The 20,563-nt window shown below is 70.9% G+C and carries 17 protein-coding genes; 5 read left to right on the plus strand and 12 right to left on the minus strand.

Annotated elements, in window-relative coordinates:
• Window positions 1-411 precede the first annotated feature (411 nt).
• Window positions 412-1,989: a PucR family transcriptional regulator gene (locus ABZ070_RS04200; protein WP_356629707.1), complete on the minus strand. Its 1,578-nt coding sequence runs from the start codon at window positions 1,987-1,989 to the stop codon at window positions 412-414.
• A gap of 174 nt (window positions 1,990-2,163) precedes the next feature.
• The gene (locus ABZ070_RS04205) at window positions 2,164-4,275 is read right to left on the minus strand and encodes an ATP-binding protein (RefSeq protein ID WP_356629709.1); all 2,112 of its coding nucleotides are present in this window, start codon (window positions 4,273-4,275) and stop codon (window positions 2,164-2,166) included.
• 339 nt (window positions 4,276-4,614) lie between these two features.
• Between ABZ070_RS04205 and gabT the strand changes: the two genes are divergently transcribed.
• Both gabT and ABZ070_RS04215 read left to right on the plus strand, forming a co-directional pair.
• Window positions 4,615-5,949, plus strand: a complete 1,335-nt coding sequence (gabT, locus tag ABZ070_RS04210; protein ID WP_356629711.1) for a 4-aminobutyrate--2-oxoglutarate transaminase — start codon at window positions 4,615-4,617, stop codon at window positions 5,947-5,949.
• Between the two features lie 102 nt (window positions 5,950-6,051).
• Complete coding sequence (locus ABZ070_RS04215; protein WP_356629713.1) at window positions 6,052-6,870, plus strand: phosphatase PAP2 family protein; 819 nt, start codon at window positions 6,052-6,054, stop codon at window positions 6,868-6,870.
• Here the strand turns inward: ABZ070_RS04215 and ABZ070_RS04220 are convergent.
• The 8 genes from ABZ070_RS04220 to ABZ070_RS04255 form a co-directional block, all read right to left on the minus strand.
• On the minus strand, window positions 6,821-8,623 hold the full coding sequence (locus tag ABZ070_RS04220) for a glycoside hydrolase family 18 protein (RefSeq protein ID WP_356629715.1): 1,803 nt from the start codon (window positions 8,621-8,623) through the stop codon (window positions 6,821-6,823). The two genes, ABZ070_RS04215 and ABZ070_RS04220, sit on opposite strands and share 50 nt — an antisense overlap.
• A 107-nt stretch (window positions 8,624-8,730) precedes the next feature.
• Window positions 8,731-9,213, minus strand: coding sequence for a hypothetical protein (locus tag ABZ070_RS04225; RefSeq protein ID WP_356629717.1), 483 nt, complete (start codon window positions 9,211-9,213; stop codon window positions 8,731-8,733).
• A 127-nt stretch (window positions 9,214-9,340) separates the two neighbouring features.
• A complete protein-coding gene (locus ABZ070_RS04230; RefSeq protein ID WP_356629719.1) occupies window positions 9,341-10,753 on the minus strand; it encodes an FAD-binding oxidoreductase in 1,413 nt (470 codons plus the stop codon).
• Between the two features lie 26 nt (window positions 10,754-10,779).
• On the minus strand, window positions 10,780-11,577 hold the full coding sequence (locus ABZ070_RS04235; protein WP_356629721.1) for an ABC transporter permease: 798 nt from the start codon (window positions 11,575-11,577) through the stop codon (window positions 10,780-10,782).
• On the minus strand, window positions 11,577-12,506 hold the full coding sequence (locus ABZ070_RS04240) for an ABC transporter permease (RefSeq protein ID WP_356629723.1): 930 nt from the start codon (window positions 12,504-12,506) through the stop codon (window positions 11,577-11,579). Before ABZ070_RS04240 ends, ABZ070_RS04235 begins: the two co-directional genes overlap by 1 nt.
• Window positions 12,503-13,654 (minus strand): ABC transporter ATP-binding protein, encoded by a 1,152-nt coding sequence (locus ABZ070_RS04245; RefSeq protein WP_356629725.1) that lies wholly within the window; start codon window positions 13,652-13,654, stop codon window positions 12,503-12,505. Before ABZ070_RS04245 ends, ABZ070_RS04240 begins: the two co-directional genes overlap by 4 nt.
• A 37-nt stretch (window positions 13,655-13,691) precedes the next feature.
• A complete protein-coding gene (locus ABZ070_RS04250; RefSeq protein WP_356629727.1) occupies window positions 13,692-14,939 on the minus strand; it encodes a spermidine/putrescine ABC transporter substrate-binding protein in 1,248 nt (415 codons plus the stop codon).
• Between the two features lie 50 nt (window positions 14,940-14,989).
• Window positions 14,990-16,504: a gamma-aminobutyraldehyde dehydrogenase gene (locus ABZ070_RS04255; RefSeq protein ID WP_356629729.1), complete on the minus strand. Its 1,515-nt coding sequence runs from the start codon at window positions 16,502-16,504 to the stop codon at window positions 14,990-14,992.
• Window positions 16,505-16,679: 175 nt separating this feature from the next.
• On the opposite strand from ABZ070_RS04255, the gene ABZ070_RS04260 reads away from it, so the two are divergent.
• Window positions 16,680-17,246, plus strand: a complete 567-nt coding sequence (locus ABZ070_RS04260) for an NADAR family protein (protein ID WP_356629731.1) — start codon at window positions 16,680-16,682, stop codon at window positions 17,244-17,246.
• Here ABZ070_RS04260 and ABZ070_RS04265 read toward each other — a convergent pair.
• The gene (locus tag ABZ070_RS04265; RefSeq protein ID WP_356629733.1) at window positions 17,243-17,950 is read right to left on the minus strand and encodes a DUF4190 domain-containing protein; all 708 of its coding nucleotides are present in this window, start codon (window positions 17,948-17,950) and stop codon (window positions 17,243-17,245) included. The two genes, ABZ070_RS04260 and ABZ070_RS04265, sit on opposite strands and share 4 nt — an antisense overlap.
• 148 nt (window positions 17,951-18,098) lie before the next feature.
• On the opposite strand from ABZ070_RS04265, the gene ABZ070_RS04270 reads away from it, so the two are divergent.
• Both ABZ070_RS04270 and ABZ070_RS04275 read left to right on the plus strand, forming a co-directional pair.
• Window positions 18,099-19,124 (plus strand): adenosine deaminase, encoded by a 1,026-nt coding sequence (locus tag ABZ070_RS04270; RefSeq protein WP_356629735.1) that lies wholly within the window; start codon window positions 18,099-18,101, stop codon window positions 19,122-19,124.
• A gap of 1 nt (window position 19,125) precedes the next feature.
• Entirely contained in the window at window positions 19,126-19,833 is a 708-nt protein-coding gene (locus ABZ070_RS04275) for a glycerophosphodiester phosphodiesterase (RefSeq protein WP_356629737.1), read from the plus strand.
• Between the two features lie 37 nt (window positions 19,834-19,870).
• On the opposite strand, the gene ABZ070_RS04280 is transcribed toward ABZ070_RS04275, so the two are convergent.
• Window positions 19,871-20,392: a hypothetical protein gene (locus tag ABZ070_RS04280; RefSeq protein ID WP_356629739.1), complete on the minus strand. Its 522-nt coding sequence runs from the start codon at window positions 20,390-20,392 to the stop codon at window positions 19,871-19,873.
• Window positions 20,393-20,563: the final 171 nt, after the last annotated feature.

Genomic DNA, 20,563 nt, shown 5'->3' on the forward strand with positions numbered 1-20,563 from the left:
CACGCGACGGGTCGGGCCGGGCGGGGGTCGCTGCCGCGGATTGCCGGCGCGACCGTTGCGGTGCCGTGACCCGCCCTCGTGGCGAGCGCGGCCGCTGTGACTTTCGGTCTCGGCATGCCGCCCCGACGGTCGCAGCGGTGCTGACGCGACTGCGGCGACTCGCTGCCGCGGCGGTCGCGGCGGTCGCGGCGGCTGCCGCACGTTGCCGACTCGGCCGTTGACGGCGAGGCCCGCCATCACAGCGAGCGCGGCCGGCTGCCGCGACGCGGGCGCGGCGGTACGGGCGCTGACGCGGCGGTAGCAGCGGTGCGGCTCGCTGACGGGGCGGTCGCGGCGGCTGCCGCGGGTTGCCGACGCGGCCGTTGCGGTGGCGTGGCTCGCCATCACAGCCGGCACGGCCACCGTGGCTCGCTACCGCGACTGCGGCGGCTCGCCCGTCGCCTTCAGCGCCAGCCACAGCTCCATGCGGACATCCGCGTCGTCCAGCGAACGCCCCAGGATCTCCTCCACCCGGCGCATCCGGTAGCGCAGCGTGTGCCGGTGCACGCCCAGGTCGGCGGCGGCCGCGTCCCACTGGCCGTGGCGCGAGAGCCAGGCGCGCAGCGAGGCGACGAGGTCGCCGCGTCCCGTCGCGTCGTGCTCGTACAGCGCGCGCAGCATGCCGTCCGCGAAGGCGCGCACCGCGTCGTCGGCGAGCAGCGGCAGGATCGAACCCGCCGCCAGTTCCTCGTGCTCGACCAGGGCGCGACCGCGCCGCCGTGCCACGGAGAGCGCCTGTTCGCACTGCTTGTACGCCCCAGCGGCCGCTATCGGGCCGGTCGGCGCCGAGAGTCCGACGTAGACCTGGGCCTCGTCCGCGTCCTTGGCCGCGTACGCGGCGGTGCACGCGGCGGCCACAGCGCCGCCGTCCACGGCGAGCACCACGACCCGGTCCTCGGTGCCGTCGGGGACGGCGAGGACGGTCTCGCCGGCACGCGCGGCCGCCGATTCGAGAGCTTCGGTGAAGCCGCCGAGCGCGCTCGACGCGCCGTCGCCGTCCGGTTCTCCGGCGGGTTCGGCGATGAGCAGCCGGAACGGGGCGTCGAGCAGGCCGCCGTACAGATCGCCGGCGACCGCGCGGGCGTGGTCCGGCTGCCCGGACAGCAGCATCCGCAACACCGCTGCGCCCAGGCGCTGTTCGGCGGCCTGAAGCGAACGGGACCGCTCGGTGGACAGGGTCAGCAGGGCGACCGCGGAGTGCACGGCGTAGCGCTCGGAGGTGCCCAGCGGGGCTCCCGTGCCGACCGCGAGGGCGCCGCGGACCCGGCGTCCGGTGCCCAGCGACTGGAGCTCGACCCGGTCGTCCTCGTCCGTGCCGCCGACCACGGCGCTCGCGGGCGCGGCGCGCTCGCGCAGCCGCTCGACGTCGGCGGTGAGCCGGGCCGCGCGGCGGGCGGCCCACTCGGGCGCCGCGGCGACGACCGCGCCGGAGGTGTCGTACAGGGCCGCCCATCCGTCGACGTACGCGGCGAGCCGTGCCAGGACGGCGACCGGTCCCTCGGCGAGCGCGGCCCGGGTGAGCTCGCGCTGGGCCTCGAAGCCGGCCGTCACGGCCCGGTACTGGTCGGCCGCGATCGCAGCGGAGACGGCTTTGCTGATGGCGAGGAAGGGCGTGCGGCGCGGTACGGCGAGGAGCGGCAGCCCCTCCTCGCGTGCGGCCTCGACGAGGGCGTCCGGGATGTCCTCGTAGTACACGCCGACCGCGAAGCCGAGGCCGACCACTCCCGCACCGACCAGCCGGCGTACATACCGCCGCATGGCCTCGCGGTCCTCCGCGTCCAGGGTCATGGCGGTGACGAGCAGCAGCTCGCCGCCTTCCATGTACGGCACGGGGTCGGCGAGTTCGCTGACATGGGCCCACCGCACGGGCGTCTCCAGCCGGTCCTCCCCGGCGCGCACGGTGAGCTTGAGCGCCGAGTGCTGGACGAGCGAGGCGAGGGTGGGCGGCATGGGACCAGGGGCCCTTCGAGGCAGGGAACGACGGTTCGGATTTCGCCGTCCCGTACGAACGGCATACGTCGATTCTGCCAGGGCGTAGCAGTCGGTGACGCCCCTCGGCCGGTCGCGCACCCCGCGACCCCTCAGCCGATCACCTCGGTGACCTGGCCGGCCCGGTCACATGCCTCAGGTCCGCAGATCCACCAGCAGTGGCGGCGCGTGCTCTCCCCTGACGGTCGTCAGGGACAGCACCGCGTGACCGGCCGGTACGGCGTGGGCGAGATCGGACGCCGACCAACGGGCCCGTTCGACCTCACGTACGGTGATCGCCTCCGCGGTGGCCGCCTTGCCGGTGACCAGGCGGCGCATCATGTGCAGCGCCTTGGTGAGGGGCTCGTCGGAAATGATCTGCCGGTTGGTCACGTCACGCGTCTGGACCCACTCCGTGCCCCAGGTCTCCGCGAACCGGCCGCCGTCCCAGGGCGCGAGCCCGGAGAAGGCCATCCGGCAGCCGACCGCGCCGAGCAGCGGACCGCGCAGCGGCTCCGGCACGTCCTCCAGGGTGCGCAGCGCGAGGACGACCCCGGCGTGTGCGGAGCGCAGCCGCTGCAACGCGCGGACCGAGTCGGCGGTGACGGTGTAGGTCGCGTCGTCGAGGACCAGGCAGGCGAAGAGGGAGCGGTCCGAGCGGGTGAGCGCGGCCTCCGTGAACTGGGCCAGCACCAGCCGGGCGATGATCCGTGAGGCCTCGGCGTGGCCGCGCTCGGGGAGGTCGACGCGGACCCGCAGGGGGTGCTCGATGGCGCGCAGCGAGAAGGGCCGCCCGCCGCCGTCGGTGCGGAAGAACTGCGCGAACGCGGGCCGGTCGAGGAAGGCGATCCGTTCGGCGAGCAGCACGCCGATGTCGTCGGCGCGGGCCGACTGACGTTCCCGGGCGTCCAGTTCACGCAACTGCGAAGCCTCCCCGGCCTCCTCCAGGGCGGTGCGCAGCGCACTGATCGCGGCGGGCGCACCGCCGAGCAGCTCGCGGAGCTCCGCGACGGCGGGGAAGTGCCCGTGCACACACCGGTAGGGCCCGATCAGCTGGGCCAGGGCGGTGGCGGCGCGCCGGCTGTCGCCCCCGGGCAGACCGGCGGCGAGGTCACCGACCAGGGCCTCCGCGAGCAACCGGGCGGCCTCGTCGGGGTCCTCCGCTCCGCCGTAGAGGTCGAGGTCGTGGGTGGAGTCGGGTCGGCCGACGGAGATCACCAGGTCGAAGTCGCCGTCGGGGGCGACCGCCGTGCCGTGGGCCGTGACGGCGACGACGGCGGCGCGGTTGGCGAGCGCCAGCAGGCACAGGGACTCGACGACCGGCCGCACGAGCCGCACACTCTTGCCGGATCCGGAGGGGCCGACGGCGAGCAGCGACGTACCGAGCAGGGCGGGTTCCAGGGCCACGCCGGTGGTGCGGCGGGCGTAGGGGTTCCGGGCGTCGTCGACGACGGTACCGATCTTGACCTGGCCGGTCGCGAGGTCATGTGTCGCGGTGCGCACCGGCAGGTCCCGCACGCCGGACGGGTGGGCGCAGGCCGCGGGACCGTGCCTGCGCACGGTGTCGGCGAAGGCGGAGAGCCGCTCGGGCCGCGAGTGAACCCCCTGCCAGGCACGCCGGATCCTGGCGTAGTCCACGTCCCCCAGCGTTCCGGCGCGTGCGGCCTCGGCGAGGTGCCCGGCGGCCTCTGCCAGTCCGGCGCCGCGCAGCTCGGGCCAGTCGGCCGGGTCCGCGTCGGGGGTGGGCGGCGGCGGGGTGGCGGGCTTGTCACGGCGGACGACGTAGCGCCGCCAGATCTCCGGCAGATTGCCGATGCGGGCGAAGAACACCAGCATGGCGCCGCCGATGATCGCGTAGTAGACGTAGCTGGCGTTCGCCCAGGTCGTCGCGTCGGCGCGCCAGGAGTCCGGGGTGAGGACCAGGAGTGGCCAGAGCCAGTAGCGGCCCAGGTAGCCGTTCCACAGCAGGGACCACAGCAGCCACCCGGTCAGCAGGGCGATGAGGGCCCCGGAGAACAGCCGCCTGGCGGGAACGAGCTCCGGTTCCTCGTCGGGGCGCGGCCGGTGACCGAGCCGCCACACGCCGGGCTCGGCGGGCGGCCGGGGCGTCCGCAGCCACTCGAGCAGTGCGGGGCGGGTGGTGGGCGCGTGGCCGGGCAGGGCTGGTGTTCCCGGCGGCACGGACGGTACCTCCGCCGGTGGTCCGGCGGGACGAGGCACGGGATTGGCGCGTGTGCCGCGTGCGTCGAATGTGCCTTCGGATTCCATGAACCGCTGCCCCCTGACCAGCCAGGCCCGCTCTGTGCACGGTCAATCTAGTGCGTAAGCCCTTGCGCGGGCGGCACTCCGGTCAACGCTTCGCGGCGTGACCCGGCCCGCCGCCCCAAGCCGGCCCCGTCCGGTTGACGGCTCGAGGTACCCGAGAAGACGACCGCGGGCCGGGCACGAGGGCCACGTCAGCGAAGGGCTCCCGACGGGAGGCCTATGGCCGTCGCGGACAACGACACACCCCCAACACTCCCGAACGGCGCATGCCCGCATCCCCGCCCCGCACCTAGCCTGCGGAGAAAGACAACAAGCGTCCGGATACACCCCCAGGAGCCCCGCATGACCGCAATCCCGCAGGAGCGCCGCGTCGTCACCGCCATCCCCGGCCCGAAGTCGCAGGAGCTTCAGGCCCGCCGCACGGCCACGGTCGCCGGCGGTGTGGGGTCCGTACTGCCCGTCTTCACCGCCCGCGCGGGCGGCGGGATCATCGAGGACGTCGACGGCAACCGTCTGATCGACTTCGGCTCCGGCATCGCCGTGACCTCGGTCGGCGCCTCCGCCGAAGCCGTCGTACGCCGGGCGAGCGCCCAGCTGCAGGACTTCACCCACACCTGTTTCATGGTGACCCCGTACGAGGGTTACGTGGAGGTGTGCGAGGCCCTGGCGGAGCTGACGCCGGGTGACCACGCCAAGAAGTCCGCCCTGTTCAACTCGGGCGCCGAGGCCGTCGAGAACGCCGTCAAGATCGCCCGTGCGCACACCAAGCGCCAGGCTGTCGTGGTCTTCGACCACGGCTACCACGGCCGTACGAACCTGACGATGGCGCTGACCGCCAAGAACATGCCGTACAAGCACGGCTTCGGCCCGTTCGCGCCCGAGGTCTACCGCGTCCCTGTCGCCTACGGCTACCGCTGGCCGACCGGCCCGGAGAACTGCGGGCCCGAGGCCGCCGCCCAGGCCATCGACCAGATCACCAAGCAGATCGGCCCGGAGAACGTCGCCGCGATCATCATCGAGCCGGTCCTCGGCGAGGGTGGCTTCATCGAGCCGGCCAAGGGCTTCCTCCCGGCGATCGTGAAGTTCGCCAACGACAACGGCATCGTGTTCGTCGCCGACGAGATCCAGTCGGGCTTCTGCCGCACCGGCCAGTGGTTCGCCTGCGAGGACGAGGGCATCGTCCCCGACCTGATCACCACCGCCAAGGGCATCGCCGGAGGTCTTCCGCTGGCCGCCGTGACCGGCCGCGCCGAGATCATGGACGCCCCGCACGCGGGCGGCCTGGGCGGCACCTACGGCGGCAACCCGGTGGCCTGCGCCGGGGCGCTCGGTTCGATCGAGACGATGCGCGAGCAGGACCTCATCGGCAAGGCCAGGCGGATCGAGGAGGTCATGAAGGGCCGTCTCGCCGCGATGCAGGAGAAGTACGACGTCATCGGCGACATCCGGGGCCGCGGCGCGATGATCGCGATCGAGCTCGTGAAGGACCCGGCCACCAAGGAGCCCAACCCGGAGGCGACGGGCGCACTCGCGAAGGCCTGCCACGCCGAGGGTCTGCTCGTCCTGACCTGCGGCACCTACGGCAACGTGCTGCGCTTCCTGCCGCCGCTGGTGATCGGCGAGGACCTCCTGAACGAGGGTCTCGACATCCTCGAGCAGGCGTTCGCAGCGCTCTGACCGGCGGCGACGGATTCGCTCTGTGAAGAAGCTGTGGGGGGCCGATGGCGGGATGGGGATCCGGCTGTCGGTCCCCTTCCGCCTGACGTACGGTTCCTTCAGATGAGAGAAACACCCCGCTCGCAGGAGACTGCGGGCAACCCCAGGCCGGAGCCTCCCCAGCCTCGACCTGGCCGTGCCCTCGCGCACACCACTGGAGCTTCAGGCTCCGGAACTCCTCACCGATCGGATGGCCGCCCGCCCCAAACCCCCCGGGGCGCGCGGCAAACCGGTCCGGCCGGCCACCTCGGAACCACCCCCCCTGTTCCGAGGCGGCCGGTCTCTCGGCGTTCCGGGGCCGGGGCGGCGCTGTGCGCCGTGCTCTTCGCCGTCGTCACCTGGCAGGTGGCCGCGGAAGGGCCGCTGCTGAGCGCGGACGTCCGGCTGGGCCGCGCGCTGTTCGGCACCGGACCCACCCTGTTCACCGAACTGCTCGCCGATCTCGGCAACATGGCCGTCGCTCCGCTCGCCCTCGTCGCGGCGATGGCGTACGTCCTGCTCCGTGACCGGCGGCAGTGGCGGGCGGCACTGATCGCCGCGCTGGCGATGGCGGCCGTGCCCGCGCTGGTCGTACCGCTCAAGCTGTGGATCGCCCGCCCGGGCCCGCTGGAGCCGGGCACCGGCTGGTACCCGTCGGGCCATACGGCGACCGCGACGGTCGCCTACTTCGGGGCCGCGCTGCTCGTCACGCCGTACCTGCGCCGGAGTTGGGCGATGCCCGTCGCCGCGGTGCTCACGGTGGCGACGGGCATCGGCCTGGTGCTGCGCGGCTATCACTGGCCGCTGGACGTGCTGGGCAGCCTGCTCCTGTTCGGGGCGCTGCTGCCCTGGCTCAGCGCCATGCGTAGGCGTCGAAGTTCTTCGCGAACTCGTACTGGTTGAAACGGTCCCAGTTGATCGACCAGGTCATCAGTCCGCGCAGGGCGGGCCAGGTGCCGTGGGTCGCGTAACTGCCGCAGTCGGTCTTCTTCGTCAGGCAGTTCAGCGCCTTGTTCACTTCGGTGGGCGAGGTGTGGCCGTTGCCCGCCTGGGTGGACGCCGGGAGCCCGATCGCGACCTGTTCCGGCCGCAGCGCAGGGAAGAACTTCGCCTGGTCACCGGCGACCGGGAAGCCGGTGAGCAGCATGTCGGTCATCGCGATGTGGAAGTCGGCGCCGCCCATCGAGTGGTACTGGTTGTCCAGGCCCATGATCGGGCCCGAGTTGTAGTCCTGGACGTGCAGCAGGGTGAGATCGTCGCGCAGGGCGTGGATGACCGGGAGGTACGCGCCGGCGCGCGGGTCCTGGCCGCCCCACGGCCCGGAGCCGTAGTACTGGTATCCGAGCTGCACGAAGAAGGTTTCGGGAGCCATGGTGAGCACGAAGTCCGAGCCGTACTTCGCCTTGAGGGTCTTGAGGGCGGAGATCAGGTTGACGATCACCGGCGAGGTCGGGTTGCGGAAGTCGGTGTCGCCGGTGTTCAGCGACAGGGAGTGGCCCTCGAAGTCGATGTCGAGGCCGTCGAGGCCGTAGTCGTCGATGATCTTCGAAACGGAGGAGACGAAGGTGTCCCGCGCGGCCGTGGTGGAGAGCTGGACCTGGCCGTTGGCGCCGCCGATGGAGATCAGGACCTTCTTGCCGGCGGCCTGCTTGGCCTTGACGGCGGCCTTGAAGTCGGCCTCCGATTCGACGTTCGGGCACTCGGCGACGGGGCAGAGCTTGAAGCGGATGTCCCCGGAGGTGACGGAGGTCGGTTCGCCGAAGGCGAGGTTGATGACGTCCCAGGAGTCGGGCACGTCGGCCATGCGCGTGTAGCCGGAGCCGTTGGCGAAGCTGGCGTGCAGATAGCCGACGAGGGCGTGGGCGGGCAGGTCGCCTTCGTTACCGCCGCCGCCGGGTGCGGTCGTGGCGCTCACGGTGGCGGACTTCGGCGACTCGCCCGCTTCGTTGGCCGCCGAGACCTGGAAGGTGTACGCGGTGGAGGCGGTGAGTCCGGTGACGGTGGCCGAGGTGCCGCTGACGGTCGCGGTCCGGGTGCCGTCGCGGTACACGTGGTACGCGGTGGCGCCCGGCGAGGCGTTCCAGCTCAACGGGACCGAGGTCGAAGCGGGGCTGCCCGCACGGAGGTTGGTGGGGGCGGCCGGAACGGCGACCGGGTCCCCGCCGGGGCCGAGGAGGGAGATGTCGTCGGCGAGGTAGGCGGGCGTGCCGTACCAGCCGTGGGTGTAGATCGTGACGGAGGTTGTCGAGGCGCCGGTACGGAAGGACGTCGTCAGCTTCTGCCAGCCGGCAGCGGACCCTGTCCAGGTGGAGACATCGGTGGTTCCGGTGCCGGATGCGCCGAGGTAGACGTAGCTGCCCTGCACCCAGCCGCTGAGGGTGTAGTCGGCGTTCGGTTTCACGGTGACGGTCTGGCTGCACTTGGCGTTGTCGCTGCCGGCCGGGGTGGCCTTGAGGGCGGATGTACCGCCGTGGGTGGGCGAGGAGACCGCGGCGCCGCTGCCGGCGGTGCAGCTCCAGCCGGTCAGTCCTGCCTCGAAGCCTCCGTTGCGTGCGAGTTCGGCATCCGCCGCTTGTGCGGTCCGGGCGGTGGCGACGAGGCCGGTGACGGCAAGGACGGCTGCCGCCAGGGCAGCCGTAAATCTGGTGCGGTCCACAACAGCCTCCGGGCATGGGGGGTTTGAGTGCGGCGCCGCACAACATGGTCCAGACCAATCAGGTTGTCAAGACCTCTGGCGCCACGCCCTCGCCCCGGACTGCCCCGTCACCGCCACCGGTCACCCCTCCCACCACCGCCGCCCCTGCGAGCGATCCCGCCCGCAGCCGCGTGCATCGCGAGTTCCAGCAGCGAGGGGTCGGTGAGCGTCCCGGAACCGTCGGGTGCGACCAGCCATCGCACGCCGTCGGCCGTACGGCCCGGGTGCGGGACGACGATCCACGCGCCCTGCCCCGCCGTGCGGACGCCCGTCCCCAGCCATCGCCCAGCCGTGCCCGGCGGAACGAAGAAGCCGATGCGCGAGTCGCCGGAGCCGGCGAGTACCGGGCCGGGCCGGTCGATCAGCCGGGAGAGCACGCTCAGTGCGGGAGAGCCCAGGTCACCCGGCACGATCAGCACGTCCCAGAGCCTGCCGGCCGGCAGGAGAGCAATTCCGTGCCGGTTCCGCTCCCACTCCCACCGGCAGGCGTCCGGGTCGGGCGCCGCAGCAGCCAGCCACTCCAACGCGTTCCTGGCCCGCGAGCCGTTCATCCTCCGGCCTCCGTTTCCGTGCGCAAAGACGGTGCTTGCACACGGAAGAGGGGGCTGCGGCCGTTTCATGACGCGGCTTTGGCCGCCCATCGCAAGTGAGCTACGTCACATGGGCGGTGGCGGATGGTCAGCTGTCGAAGCCGAGACCGAACCGGTCCATCGTTCTCAGCCACAGATTGCGCCGGCCGCCGTTGGCATCGGCCCTGGCCATCGACCACTTGGTCAGACCGATTCCGGCCCATGCCGCCGGCTCCGGCGGGAACGGAAGCGGTTTGCTGCGCACCATCTTCAGCTCGGTCCGTTCGGTCGGCTCGCCGCCCAGCAGGTCCAGCATCACGTCGGCGCCGAAGCGGGTGGCGCCGACGCCGAGGCCCGTATAGCCGGCCGCGTAGGCGACCTTCCCGCCGTGCGCGGTCCCGAAGAAGGCGGAGAACCGCGAACAGGTGTCGATGGCACCGCCCCAGGCATGACTGAACCGGAGTCCCTCCAACTGCGGGAAGCAGTGGAAGAAGTGCTGGGCGAGCTTCAGGTACGTCTGCGGCCGGTGGTCCATCTCGGCGCTCATCCTGCCGCCGAAGGGATAGATCGCGTCGTAACCGCCCCACAGGATGCGGTTGTCGGCGGTGATGCGGAAGTAGTGGAACTGGTTGGCGCTGTCGCCGAGCCCCTGCCGCCGCTTCCAGCCCACGGAGGCGAGTTGCGCGGCGCTGAGCGGCTCGGTCGTCAGGGCGTAGTCGTAGACGGGCACGGTGTACGCGCGTACCCGCTTGACCAGCGAGGGGAAGACGTTCGTTCCGAGCGCGACGCGGTGGGCGAGGACCCGGCCGTAGGGGGTGCCCACGACGATGCCGGGCCCGGAGGCGGCGATCCGCAGCCCCGGCGTGTTCTCGTAGACACGGACGCCGAGTTCCTGGCACGCCCGCTTGAGGCCCCAGGCCAGCTTCGCCGGGTGCAGCATCGCGACACCGCGCCGGTCCCACAGACCCCCGAGGAACGTCGGCGAGTCGACCTCGGCGCGCACCGCGTCGGCGTCCAGGAGTTCGAGGCCGGTGAAGCCGAGGCGGGAGGCCTCGTCGTGCATCTCGTGGAGTTCGGCGAGCTGGTGCGGCTCGGTGGCGACGTCGATCTCGCCGGTGCGCTCGAAGTCGCAGTCGATGCCGTAGCGCGCGACGGCGTCCTCGATGGCGTCGAGGTTGCGCGCGCCCAGCTCCTCGAGTTTGGCCATCTCGTCGGGCCAGCGGGCGAGTCCGTTGCCCAGACCGTGGGTGAGGGAGGCGGCGCAGAAGCCGCCGTTGCGGCCGGAGGCGGCCCAGCCGATCTCACGCCCCTCGATCAGCACGACGTCCCGTGCGGGTTCGCGTTCCTTGGCGAGCAGCGCGGTCCACAGTCCGCTGTAGCCCCCGCCGACGACGAGAAGGTCGCAGCGCTCGTCGCCGGCGAGGGCCGGCAGTGCGTCCGGCTTGCCTGGGTCTTCCAGCCAGAAGGGCGCGGGCCGGGCGTCGGAGAGTGATTTCGCAAAGGTCATGGCGGCTGGAGCCATGGTTTCCACTCCTTCTGGTGCTGCGACTACTGCGCGAGGGCGCGTTTCCTGCGACGGCCGCCGATGAACTGGGCACCGGCCACGATCAGTACGGCAACAGCGAACATGGCTGTACCGATGACATTGATCTGAACGGGCGTGCCGCGCTGCGCCGAACCCCACACGAACATGGGGAAGGTGACGGTGTTGCCCGAATTGAAGTTGGTGATGATGAAGTCGTCGAAGGACAGGGCGAAGGCCAGCATCGCGCCGGCCGCGATGCCGGGCGCGGCGATCGGCAGGGTGACCCGCAGGAACGTCTGGACGGGCCCCGCGTAGAGGTCCCTCGCCGCCTCCTCGAGCTTCGGGTCCATCGACATCACCCGTGCCTTCACCGCCACCACGACGAAGCTGAGGCAGAACATGGTGTGTGCGATGAGGATGGTCCAGAAGCCCAGCTCGGCACCCAGGTTGAGGAAGAGCGTGAGCAGCGAGGCGGCCATGACCACCTCGGGCATCGCCATCGGCAGGAAGATCAGCGAGTTGATCGTGCCGCGCGCCCGGAAGCGGTAGCGGACCAGCGCGAAGGCGATCATCGCGCCGAGCACGGTGGCGCCGATCGTCGCCCACAGGGCGATCTGGAGGGACAGCACGAGAGAGCCGCACAGGTCGGCGACGCCGCACGGGTCCCGCCACGCGTCGGTGGAGAACTCCCGCCAGGAGTAGTTGAAGCGCCCGGCCGGCTTGTTGAAGGAGAACACCATCACGACGATGTTCGGCAGGATCAGATAGGCGAGCGTGAGCAAGCCCGCGATGACCACGAGATTCCGCTTGATCAGGCGCATCAGACGAGATCCTCCGTTCCGGCCCGCCGGATGTAGACGGTGACCGTGATCAGCACGACCGCCATCAGGATGAACGACAGCGCGGCCGCCGTCGGGTAGTCGAGGACCCGCAGGAACTGCGCCTGGATGACGTTGCCGATCATGCGCGTGTCCGTCGAGCCCAGCAGCTGGGCGTTGACGTAGTCGCCGCTCGCCGGGATGAACGTCAGCAGCGTCCCGGAGACGACGCCCGGCATGGACAACGGGAGGGTCACCTTGCGAAATGTGGTGGAGGGCTTGGCGTACAGGTCGCCCGCGGCCTCGTGCAACCGGGGGTCGATCCGCTCCAGCGAGGTGTAGAGCGGAAGGATCATGAACGGCAGGAAGTTGTACGTCAGGCCGGTGACGACGGCGAGCGGTGTGGCGAGCACCCGGCTGCCCTCGGTCAGGCCGAGCCAGCTGGTGACGTCCAGGAAACCGACGGTGTTGAGGACCTCCACCACCGGTCCGCCGTCCGCGAGGATCGTCTTCCAGGCCAGCGTCCGGATCAGGAAGCTGGTGAAGAAGGGGGCGATGACCAGGACCAGCAGCACGTTGCGCCAGCGCCCCGCCCTGAACGCGATCAGATAGGCGAGGGGGTAGCCGAGCAGCAGACACAGGACCGTGGCGGTGCCCGCGTACAGCAGCGAAAGCAGGAACTGCGGGTAGTACTCGGTGAGGGCGTCCCAGTACGTCGCGAAGTGCCAGGTGACCTCGAAGCCCTCCTCCAGCGAGCCCGTCTGCACGGACGTCGACGCCTGGTAGACGAGCGGGAGCGCGAAGAAGACGACCAGCCACAGGATGCCGGGCAGCAGCAGCCAGTACGGGACCAGCCTGCGGCGCATCGAGGTCTTGTGGACGGGCGGTCGCGCGGGTGCCGGGGAGGCGGGCGGCGCCTCGGTGACGGTCATGGCGTCTCCCCCACCGTCTCTACACCGGCGTCGATCGCCTGGTCGGCGTCGAGGCCGAAGGTGTGCTCCGGGTTCCAGTGCAGGACCACCTCGGCACCGGGGGCCAGGCCCGCGCGCTGCTCGACGTTCTGTGCGTAGACCTCCAGGCCCTTGCCCGCCGGGCTCTCCACGACGTACTGGGTGGAGACGCCGATGAACGAGGAGTCGACGACCCTGCCGGTGACGGTGTTGCGGCCGACGGGCACGGTGTCGGCGTCCGCGGCCGGGGTGAGGGAGATCTTCTCCGGGCGGATGCCGACGAGCAGCGTGCCGTCGGCGCGGGTCGCGTCCGGACAGCGCCCGGCGGGCAGCCGGAGCTTGCCGCCGGCCGCGGTGACGACGACCTCGCCGCCGGTGTTCTGGACGACGTCGGCCTCGATGAGGTTGGAGGTGCCGAGGAAGTTGGCGACGAACGTGGTCTGCGGGTTCTCGTACAGCTCGGCGGGAGCTCCGAGCTGCTCGACCCGGCCGCCGTTCATCACCGCGACCGTGTCGGCCATGGTCATGGCCTCCTCCTGGTCGTGCGTGACATGCACGAAGGTGATGCCGACTTCGGTCTGGATCCGCTTGAGCTCCAGCTGCATCTGACGGCGCAGTTTGAGGTCGAGGGCGCCGAGGGGCTCGTCGAGGAGCAGCACCTGCGGGTGGTTGATGAGGGCGCGGGCGACGGCGACGCGCTGCTGCTGGCCGCCGGAGAGCTGGTGCGGCTTGCGCTGCGCGAAGTCGCCGAGCTGGACGAGTTCCAGCATGTCGTCGACCTGCTTCTTGACCGACTTGATGCCCCGGCGGCGCAGTCCGAAGGCGACGTTCTCGTAGATGCTCAGGTGCGGGAAGAGCGCGTAGCTCTGGAAGACCGTGTTGACGGGGCGCTTGTGCGGAGGCAGTCCGGTGACGTCCTTGTCGCCGAGAAGGACGGTGCCGGTGGTGGGCTCCTCCAGTCCGGCGATCATCCGCAGCGTGGTCGTCTTTCCGCAGCCGGAGGCGCCGAGCAGGGCGAAGAACGAGCCTTCGGGAACGGTCAGGTCCAGCGGGTGCACAGCCGTGAAGGAGCCGTACGTCTTGCTGATCCCGGAGAGGCGGACATCGCCGCCCGCTTGCTTTTCGGTCATGGGTCGCGGTCCCAGGTGTGTCGGGGGCAGGGGCGGGTCAGGCGCCGATGAGCTTGGCGAACTTCTGCTCGTACGCCGTCTCTTCCTCGGAGGAGAGCGAGCGGAACGAGTGGGACTTGGCGGCCATGGCCTCGTCCGGGATGATCAGCGGGTTCTTGGCCAGCTCCGGGTCGATCTTCGCGAGCTCCGGGCCCACTCCGGCGACCGGCGTCACGTAGTTGATGTACGCGGCGAGCTGGGCGGCGACAGGAAGCTCGTAGTAGTAGTCGATGAGCCGGGTGGCGTTCGTGCGGTGCCTGGCCTCGGCGGGGACCAACAGGTTGTCGGTGGCCGTGACGTACCCGGCGGCGGGGATCGCGTACTTGATGTCCGGGTTGTCGGCCTGCAGCTGGATGACGTCACCGGCCCACGCGAGACAGGCGGCGAGATCTCCCTTGGCGAGGTCCGCGGTGTAGTCGTTGCCGGTGAAGCGGCGGATCTGCTTCTTGTCGACGCCCTTCTGGAGCCGGCCGATGGCGGCGTCGTAGTCGGCGTCGGTGAACGTGCCGGGGTCCTTGCCGAGGTCGAGCAGGGTCATGCCCACGGTGTCGCGCATCTCGGTGAGGAAACCGACCCGGCCCTTGAGGGAGGGGTCGTCCAGCAGCTGGGTGACGGAGTCGACCTTGCGGCCGCCGGTCGCCCTGGAGTTGTAGGCGACGACGCACGGGATGCCGGTCCACGGGTAGGAGTAGGCCCGGCCCGGGTCCCAGTCGACGGTGCGGAACTGGGAGGACAGGTTGGCATAGGCGTGCGGCAGCAGCGTCGGGTCGAGCTTCTGCGCCCAGCCGAGCCGGATGATCCGGGCGGCCAGCCAGTCGGTGACGTTGATCAGGTCGCGGCCGGTGTCCTGGCCCGCGGCGAGCTGCGGCTGGATCTTCCCGAAGAACTCGACGTTGTCGTTGATGTCCTCGGTGTACTTGACCTTGATGCCGGTGCGCTTGGTGAACGCGGCGAGGGTAGGCCTGGTCTTCCCGTCCTCGCTGGTGTCCATGTACTCGGTCCAATTGGAGAAAGTGATCAGTTTCTCCTTGGCCGAGTGGTCGTCGGCGTCCGCCGCCCCGCCTTCCCGCTTGGCGGGCGGGATGCCGCAGCCGCTGAGGATGCCCGTGCCGCCGACGGCGAGCGCTCCGGCTCCCGACGCACGCAGCAGCGAACGGCGGGACAGCGCCCCTCGTCCGTCTCGCAGGCTGCGCCGCATGGCCGCGAGCTGTGCCGCGGAGAGGCGCTCGGTCTCGTACTGCTCCATGACGCTCTGCCCTTTCGGGTGGATCTGGCCGCCGAAGGCACGGACGGCGGCTAACGGCCTTGGAAGATCGTGCGGTGCCAGTCCTTGCGGACGACGGCGGTGTTGTCGTACATCACATGCTTGACCTGCGTGTACTCCTCGAAGGAGTAGGCCGACATGTCCTTTCCGAAGCCGCTGGCCTTGTATCCGCCGTGCGGCATCTCGCTGATGATCGGGATGTGGTCGTTGACCCACACACAGCCCGCCTTCATCTCGCGGGTGGCGCGCCCGGCGCGGTAGACGTCCCGGGTCCAGGCGGACGCGGCCAGGCCGTAGGGGGTGTCGTTGGCGAGCGCGATGCCTTCGTCGTCGGAGTCGAAGGGCAGCACGACCAGGACGGGCCCGAAGATCTCGGACTGGACGATCTCGCTGTCCTGCGCGGCGCCGGTCACGAGGGTGGGCAGGTAGTAGGCGCCGTTCTTCAGCTCGCCTTGGGGCGCTTCGCCGCCGGTGACGACGGTGGCACAGGCGCGGGCCCGGTCGACGACGGCGGCGACACGGTCGCGCTGGGCATGGGAGACGAGCGGCCCGAGGTCGGTGCTCGGGTCGAACGGATCGCCCGGCCGGACCGTCGCCATCAGACCGGCGACCGCTTCCACGAAGGCGTCGTACAGGGGCCGCTGGACGTAGGCGCGGGTGGCGGCGGTGCAGTCCTGGCCGGTGTTGATGAGCGAACCGGCGACCGCGCCGTGCGCCGCGGCCTCGACGTCGGCGTCGTCGAAGACCACGAAGGGGGCCTTGCCGCCCAGTTCGAGGTGGAGCCGCTTGACGGTGGACGTGGCGATCTCCGCGACGCGCTTGCCGACGGCCGTGGAACCGGTGAACGAAGTCATGGCGATGTCCGGGTGGCCCACCAGGTGCTCGCCGGCGTCCTTCCCCGCGCCGCTGACGATGTTGACGACGCCGTCGGGGATGCCCGCCTCGGTGGCCGCCTGCGCGAACATCAGCGAGGTGAGCGGGGTGATTTCGGCAGGCTTGAGAACAATGGTGTTGCCTGCGGCGATGGCCGGCAGGACCTTCCACGCGGCCATCTGGAGCGGATAGTTCCAGGGGGCGATGGAACCGACCGTCCCGATCGGTTCCCGCCGTACGTACGAGGTGTGATCGCCACTGTACTCGCCGGCCGACTGCCCCTGGAGGTGACGGGCCGCTCCGGCGAAGAAGGCGGTGTTGTCGACGGTACCGGGGACGTCGAACTCCGTGGTCAGCCTGACGGGTTTGCCGCACTGGAGCGACTCCGCCCCGGCGAGGTCCTCGGCCCGGTCGGCGAGCACGGCCGCGAAGCGGTGCAGCGCGTCGGAACGCTCGCCGGGGGTGGCACCGGCCCAGCCGGGCAGCGCGTCACCCGCGGCGGCGACGGCCGCGTCCACGTCCGCGGCGCCGGCCAGTTCGTAGGTGTGGACCGTTTCGCCGGTGGCCGGGTCGACGATGTCCTGCAGGCGTCCCGAGGTGCCGGGGCGCAGCCTCCCCCCGATGTACTGCGCGCCGGCCGCGAAGCGGTCGTGCATCTGGAAGCGGTTGCCCATGGTGCTCTCCGTTGTTCCAGCCCGATTTGAGTGCCGATCCTGGCAGAGGGTGACCTGCGCAACAAGGGATTCCGTTGTTGCCTTTTGATTACGCGACGGAATCGGTCGACCATGTGTCGCGTCGACGGCCGTTTCGCGGGACGGGGTGTCAGTGGCGGCTGCCACACTCGCGTGCATGGGGATCGAAGAGCTGATCAAGCAGGCCGCCGAGGGACAGCGGATCAAGTACCTCCACTTCTGGGGGCACCGACCGCGATCGGACGGCAAGCTGGGCACGAGCTGCCTGAGTCAGTGGTGGCCGTCACCCTTCGTGGTGGACGGCGTGCGGTACGAGACGGCGGAGCACTGGATGATGGCGTCCAAGGCACGGCTGTTCGGCGACGCGGACGCGGAACGCAAGGCGCTGGAGGCGCGGACCCCTGCGGAGGCCAAGAAGGCAGGGCGGCTGGTGCGCGGCTTCAATGACGGCATATGGGAGCGCGAGCGGTTCGGCATCGTGCGCTCCGGCAGTGTGCACAAGTTCGGGCAGAACGAGGCACTGCGCCATTTCCTGCTGGCCACCGGGGACCGGGTGCTCGTCGAGGCGAGCCCGATGGACCGCATCTGGGGCATCGGGCTCGCCGCGGACGACGAGCGGGCGCAGGATCCCGCTCGGTGGCGCGGGCTCAATCTGCTGGGGTTCGCGCTGATGGAGACGCGGGAGGAGCTGCGGTCGAAGGCCGCTGCCGATCAGTTCGACTAGCGCCTGTCGTCGACGACCAGGTGGTTCGAGTAGCTGTCGTAGTCGTAGTCGTACTGGTCCTTCTGCTTCTTGTCCTCGTTGATCGCCGTCGTGATGCCCCAGGCGATCAGAGCGATGAACACGGCGCCGATGACGATGCCGCAGGCGCCGAGGATGATGCCGGCCAGGGCCATGCCGCCGTTGGTCGCCTCGCCGCGCTGGGCGCGCTTGCGGCCGAGGATGCCGAAGATCAGCGCCAGGACGCCGAGGACGATGCCGACGACTCCGTAGAGGCAGAACAGACAGACGGAGAGGATGCCGAGCACCATCGCCGTGATGCCCATGCCGTTGGCCGGGGTCTGCTGCCAGCCGGCCTGGCCGTATCCCGGGTAGCCCGGGTATCCGGCGCCGTACGGGTCGGGGGCGCCGAAGCCGGCGGCAGGCGGCTGCGGCAGGCTCGGGGCAGCCGGGTAGCCGTAGGCTCCGGCGACGGGCTGGGCGGGGGCCGGTCCGCCGGGCGCGACCGGAGGCGGCGGGACGGATCCGGAGTCCTCCGGGCCCGCGCCGGGCATCCCGATGACCGTCGGCTGGTCATGCACGCTCGGCGGCGGCGTGGGCGCCGGCTTGTCCAGGGGCACCCTGCCCGGTGCGGAGCTGCTCTCCGGCGGGGCCCACGGATCGTTCGGCTGAGGCCCGCCGGGCGGCTGGGCCTGATTGTCGGACATGCTTCTCCCCCATCGGTGGTCCGGCTATGTTACGGCTTCGGTTTCCGGCCCCGACGGGCCGCCTACGATGATCCAGGAGCAGGGCCCCCGGCCGACGAGCAGGACCCTGCCCGTGAGCTGGAGCGGCCCGTCGCATGTGGAGGAACCCATGACCGATCTGCACCCCTTCATCGCAGGGCTGCCCAAGGCTGAGCTGCATGTGCACCATGTCGGTTCGGCCTCCCCCCGGATCGTCGCCGAACTGGCGGCGAACCACCCGGACTCGAAGGTCCCGACCGACCCCGAGGCGCTCGCCGACTACTTCACCTTCACCGACTTCGCGCACTTCGTCGAGGTCTACCTCTCGGTCGTGGACCTGATCCGCACTCCGGAGGACGTGCGGCTGCTCACCTTCGAGGTCGCCCGCGACATGGCCCGGCAGAACATCCGCTACGCCGAGCTGACCATCACGCCGTTCAGCTCCACCCGCCGCGGCATCGAGGAGAAGGCCTTCATGGCCGCCATCGAGGACGCGCGCAAAGCGGCGGAGACAGAGCTCGGGGTGGTGCTGCGCTGGTGCTTCGACATTCCCGGCGAGGCCGGCCTCGAGGCCGCGGCGGAGACCGCCAGGCTCGCGGTCGACCTGCACCCGGAGGGCCTGGTCTCCTTCGGGCTCGGCGGCCCCGAGATCGGCGTCCCGCGCCCGCAGTTCAAGCCGTACTTCGACCAGGCGATCGCCGCCGGCCTCCACTCGGTGCCGCACGCGGGCGAGACGACCGGACCGCAGACGATCTGGGACGCCCTGAACGACCTGCGTGCCGAGCGCATCGGCCACGGCACCAGCTCGACGCAGGACCCGGAGCTGCTGGCGCACCTGGCGGAGCGCCGGATCCCGCTCGAGGTGTGCCCCACCTCCAACATCGCCACCCGCGCCGTCACCGATCTCGACCGGCACCCGATCAAGGAGATGGTCTCCGCCGGTGTGCTGGTGACCGTCAACAGCGACGATCCGCCCATGTTCGGCACCGACCTCAACAACGAGTACGCGGTCGCCGCCCGGCTGCTGGACCTCGACGAGCGCGGCCTCGCCGACCTCGCGAAGAACGCGGTGGAGGCGTCGTTCCTCGACCCGGCAGGCAAGGCCCGGATCGCCTCGGAGATCGACACGTACACCGCCGAGTGGCTCGCCCGCTGACGTGCGCCCGGTGACGGTGGTCGCCCACCGCGGCGACCCGTACCGGTTCCGTGAGAACACGCTGCCGTCGCTGCGTTCGGCCTTCGAGCGCGGCGCGGAAGCGGTCGAGATCGACGTACGGCTCACCCACGACGGTGTGCCCGTCCTCCTGCACGACGCGACGCTGAAGCGGCTGTGGGGACACGACCGGCCCCTGGCGCGGTGCAGCCGGGCCGAGTTGGCGGACCTCACGCACGGCGGCGTCCCGACCCTGTGCGAGGCGCTGGACGCGGTCGGGGACCACCGGTTGATGATCGACCTGCCCGGAGCCACGCCCGCGGCCGTGCGGACCGTGGTGGACACGGTTCGCGACTGCGGCGCCGGCGAGCAGGTGTACTACTGCGCCGGCCCCGAGACGATGCTCGCGGTGCGGGCCGCGGACACGTCGGCGGAGATCGCGATGACGTGGACAACGCTCGCCCCACCGCGCCAGGCGCTGCTGGGCGCCGTCAGGCCGCGCTGGCTGAACTACCGGTTCGGCCTGGTCGGACGGGAGTTGACGGACCGTGTGCACCGGGACGGGCTGCTCGTCTCCGCCTGGACGGCCGACACCCGGCGTACGATGCGGCGACTGATCGACTGCGGCGTCGACTCGATCACCACGAACCGGGTCGACGCGCTGAGGGCCGTCCTGGACGGCTCGCCCTCTCCGAAGGGCGGCCGCAACTAAACCGGTCCCCGAGTGGGTCAGATGGGCGCGAGGAGCGTCATCGTGCCGCCCCGACCGGCGCCGTCAGCGCCTCAAGTTGCTTGATCCTTCGGCGGACGAGATACAGCGGGATCACCCCGAAGACACCGAAGGACATGTCGATGACCGACCACCAGAACGGGATGCCGCGGATCGGTCCGCAGATCAGGGCGAGCGGAATGATCCCGGCACAGGCGATCATGCCGAACTCGACGACCCAGATGTTGCGCACCGGGTCGCGGTAAGGGCCGTAGAAGGCGACGGCGATCACCAGGTGGGCGAAGGCGAGCCAGTCCGTGCCGTAGAGCACGAACGGGTACTTCTCGTCGGTGGCGTCGAGGCCTTCCCGTACGCGCTCGATCCACTCCACGAGCGCGGGCATGTGCTCGGCGAGGGGCGACGCCGGGGACGTCACCACGTCATCCAGCAGGCGCAGTTCGGTCACCAGGGGAAACGCGGTCGCTCCACTGAGGACCAGGCACACGACGAAGATGGCCAACCAGACACGTATCCCCCGCAGCAGGGCTGCTCGCTCGCTCATGCGGGCAGCCTACGCCAGTTCTGAACATGTTCAAATGTCGGGTCGCCCGAGTCGCCCCGTCGGGCGGATCTCGCCAGCCCAGCGACTGCAAGAACTCCTCGCTCGACAGATCGCCCTCCACGGTGTGGATGCGCTGCTCACGCAGCGGCGCCTTGTCGAACACGTCGACAC

Source organism: Streptomyces sp. NPDC006283 (assembly GCF_040613325.1).
Lineage (GTDB): Bacteria > Actinomycetota > Actinomycetes > Streptomycetales > Streptomycetaceae > Streptomyces.

Bases quoted from the DNA above. Each gene is read 5' to 3' on its own strand.
- ABZ070_RS04250 (WP_356629727.1), bottom strand. From the start codon at position 14,939: ATGGAGCAGTACGAGACCGAGCGCCTCTCCGCGGCACAGCTCGCGGCC.
- ABZ070_RS04240 (WP_356629723.1), bottom strand. From the start codon at position 12,506: ATGACCGTCACCGAGGCGCCGCCCGCCTCCCCGGCACCCGCGCGACCG.
- ABZ070_RS04200 (WP_356629707.1), bottom strand. From the start codon at position 1,989: ATGCCGCCCACCCTCGCCTCGCTCGTCCAGCACTCGGCGCTCAAGCTC.
- ABZ070_RS04255 (WP_356629729.1), bottom strand. From the start codon at position 16,504: ATGGGCAACCGCTTCCAGATGCACGACCGCTTCGCGGCCGGCGCGCAG.
- ABZ070_RS04205 (WP_356629709.1), bottom strand. From the start codon at position 4,275: ATGGAATCCGAAGGCACATTCGACGCACGCGGCACACGCGCCAATCCC.
- ABZ070_RS04225 (WP_356629717.1), bottom strand. From the start codon at position 9,213: ATGAACGGCTCGCGGGCCAGGAACGCGTTGGAGTGGCTGGCTGCTGCG.
- gabT (WP_356629711.1), top strand. From the start codon at position 4,615: ATGACCGCAATCCCGCAGGAGCGCCGCGTCGTCACCGCCATCCCCGGC.
- ABZ070_RS04260 (WP_356629731.1), top strand. From the start codon at position 16,680: ATGGGGATCGAAGAGCTGATCAAGCAGGCCGCCGAGGGACAGCGGATC.
- ABZ070_RS04235 (WP_356629721.1), bottom strand. From the start codon at position 11,577: ATGCGCCTGATCAAGCGGAATCTCGTGGTCATCGCGGGCTTGCTCACG.
- ABZ070_RS04280 (WP_356629739.1), bottom strand. From the start codon at position 20,392: ATGAGCGAGCGAGCAGCCCTGCTGCGGGGGATACGTGTCTGGTTGGCC.
- ABZ070_RS04245 (WP_356629725.1), bottom strand. From the start codon at position 13,654: ATGACCGAAAAGCAAGCGGGCGGCGATGTCCGCCTCTCCGGGATCAGC.
- ABZ070_RS04230 (WP_356629719.1), bottom strand. From the start codon at position 10,753: ATGGCTCCAGCCGCCATGACCTTTGCGAAATCACTCTCCGACGCCCGG.
- ABZ070_RS04270 (WP_356629735.1), top strand. From the start codon at position 18,099: ATGACCGATCTGCACCCCTTCATCGCAGGGCTGCCCAAGGCTGAGCTG.
- ABZ070_RS04215 (WP_356629713.1), top strand. From the start codon at position 6,052: ATGAGAGAAACACCCCGCTCGCAGGAGACTGCGGGCAACCCCAGGCCG.
- ABZ070_RS04265 (WP_356629733.1), bottom strand. From the start codon at position 17,950: ATGTCCGACAATCAGGCCCAGCCGCCCGGCGGGCCTCAGCCGAACGAT.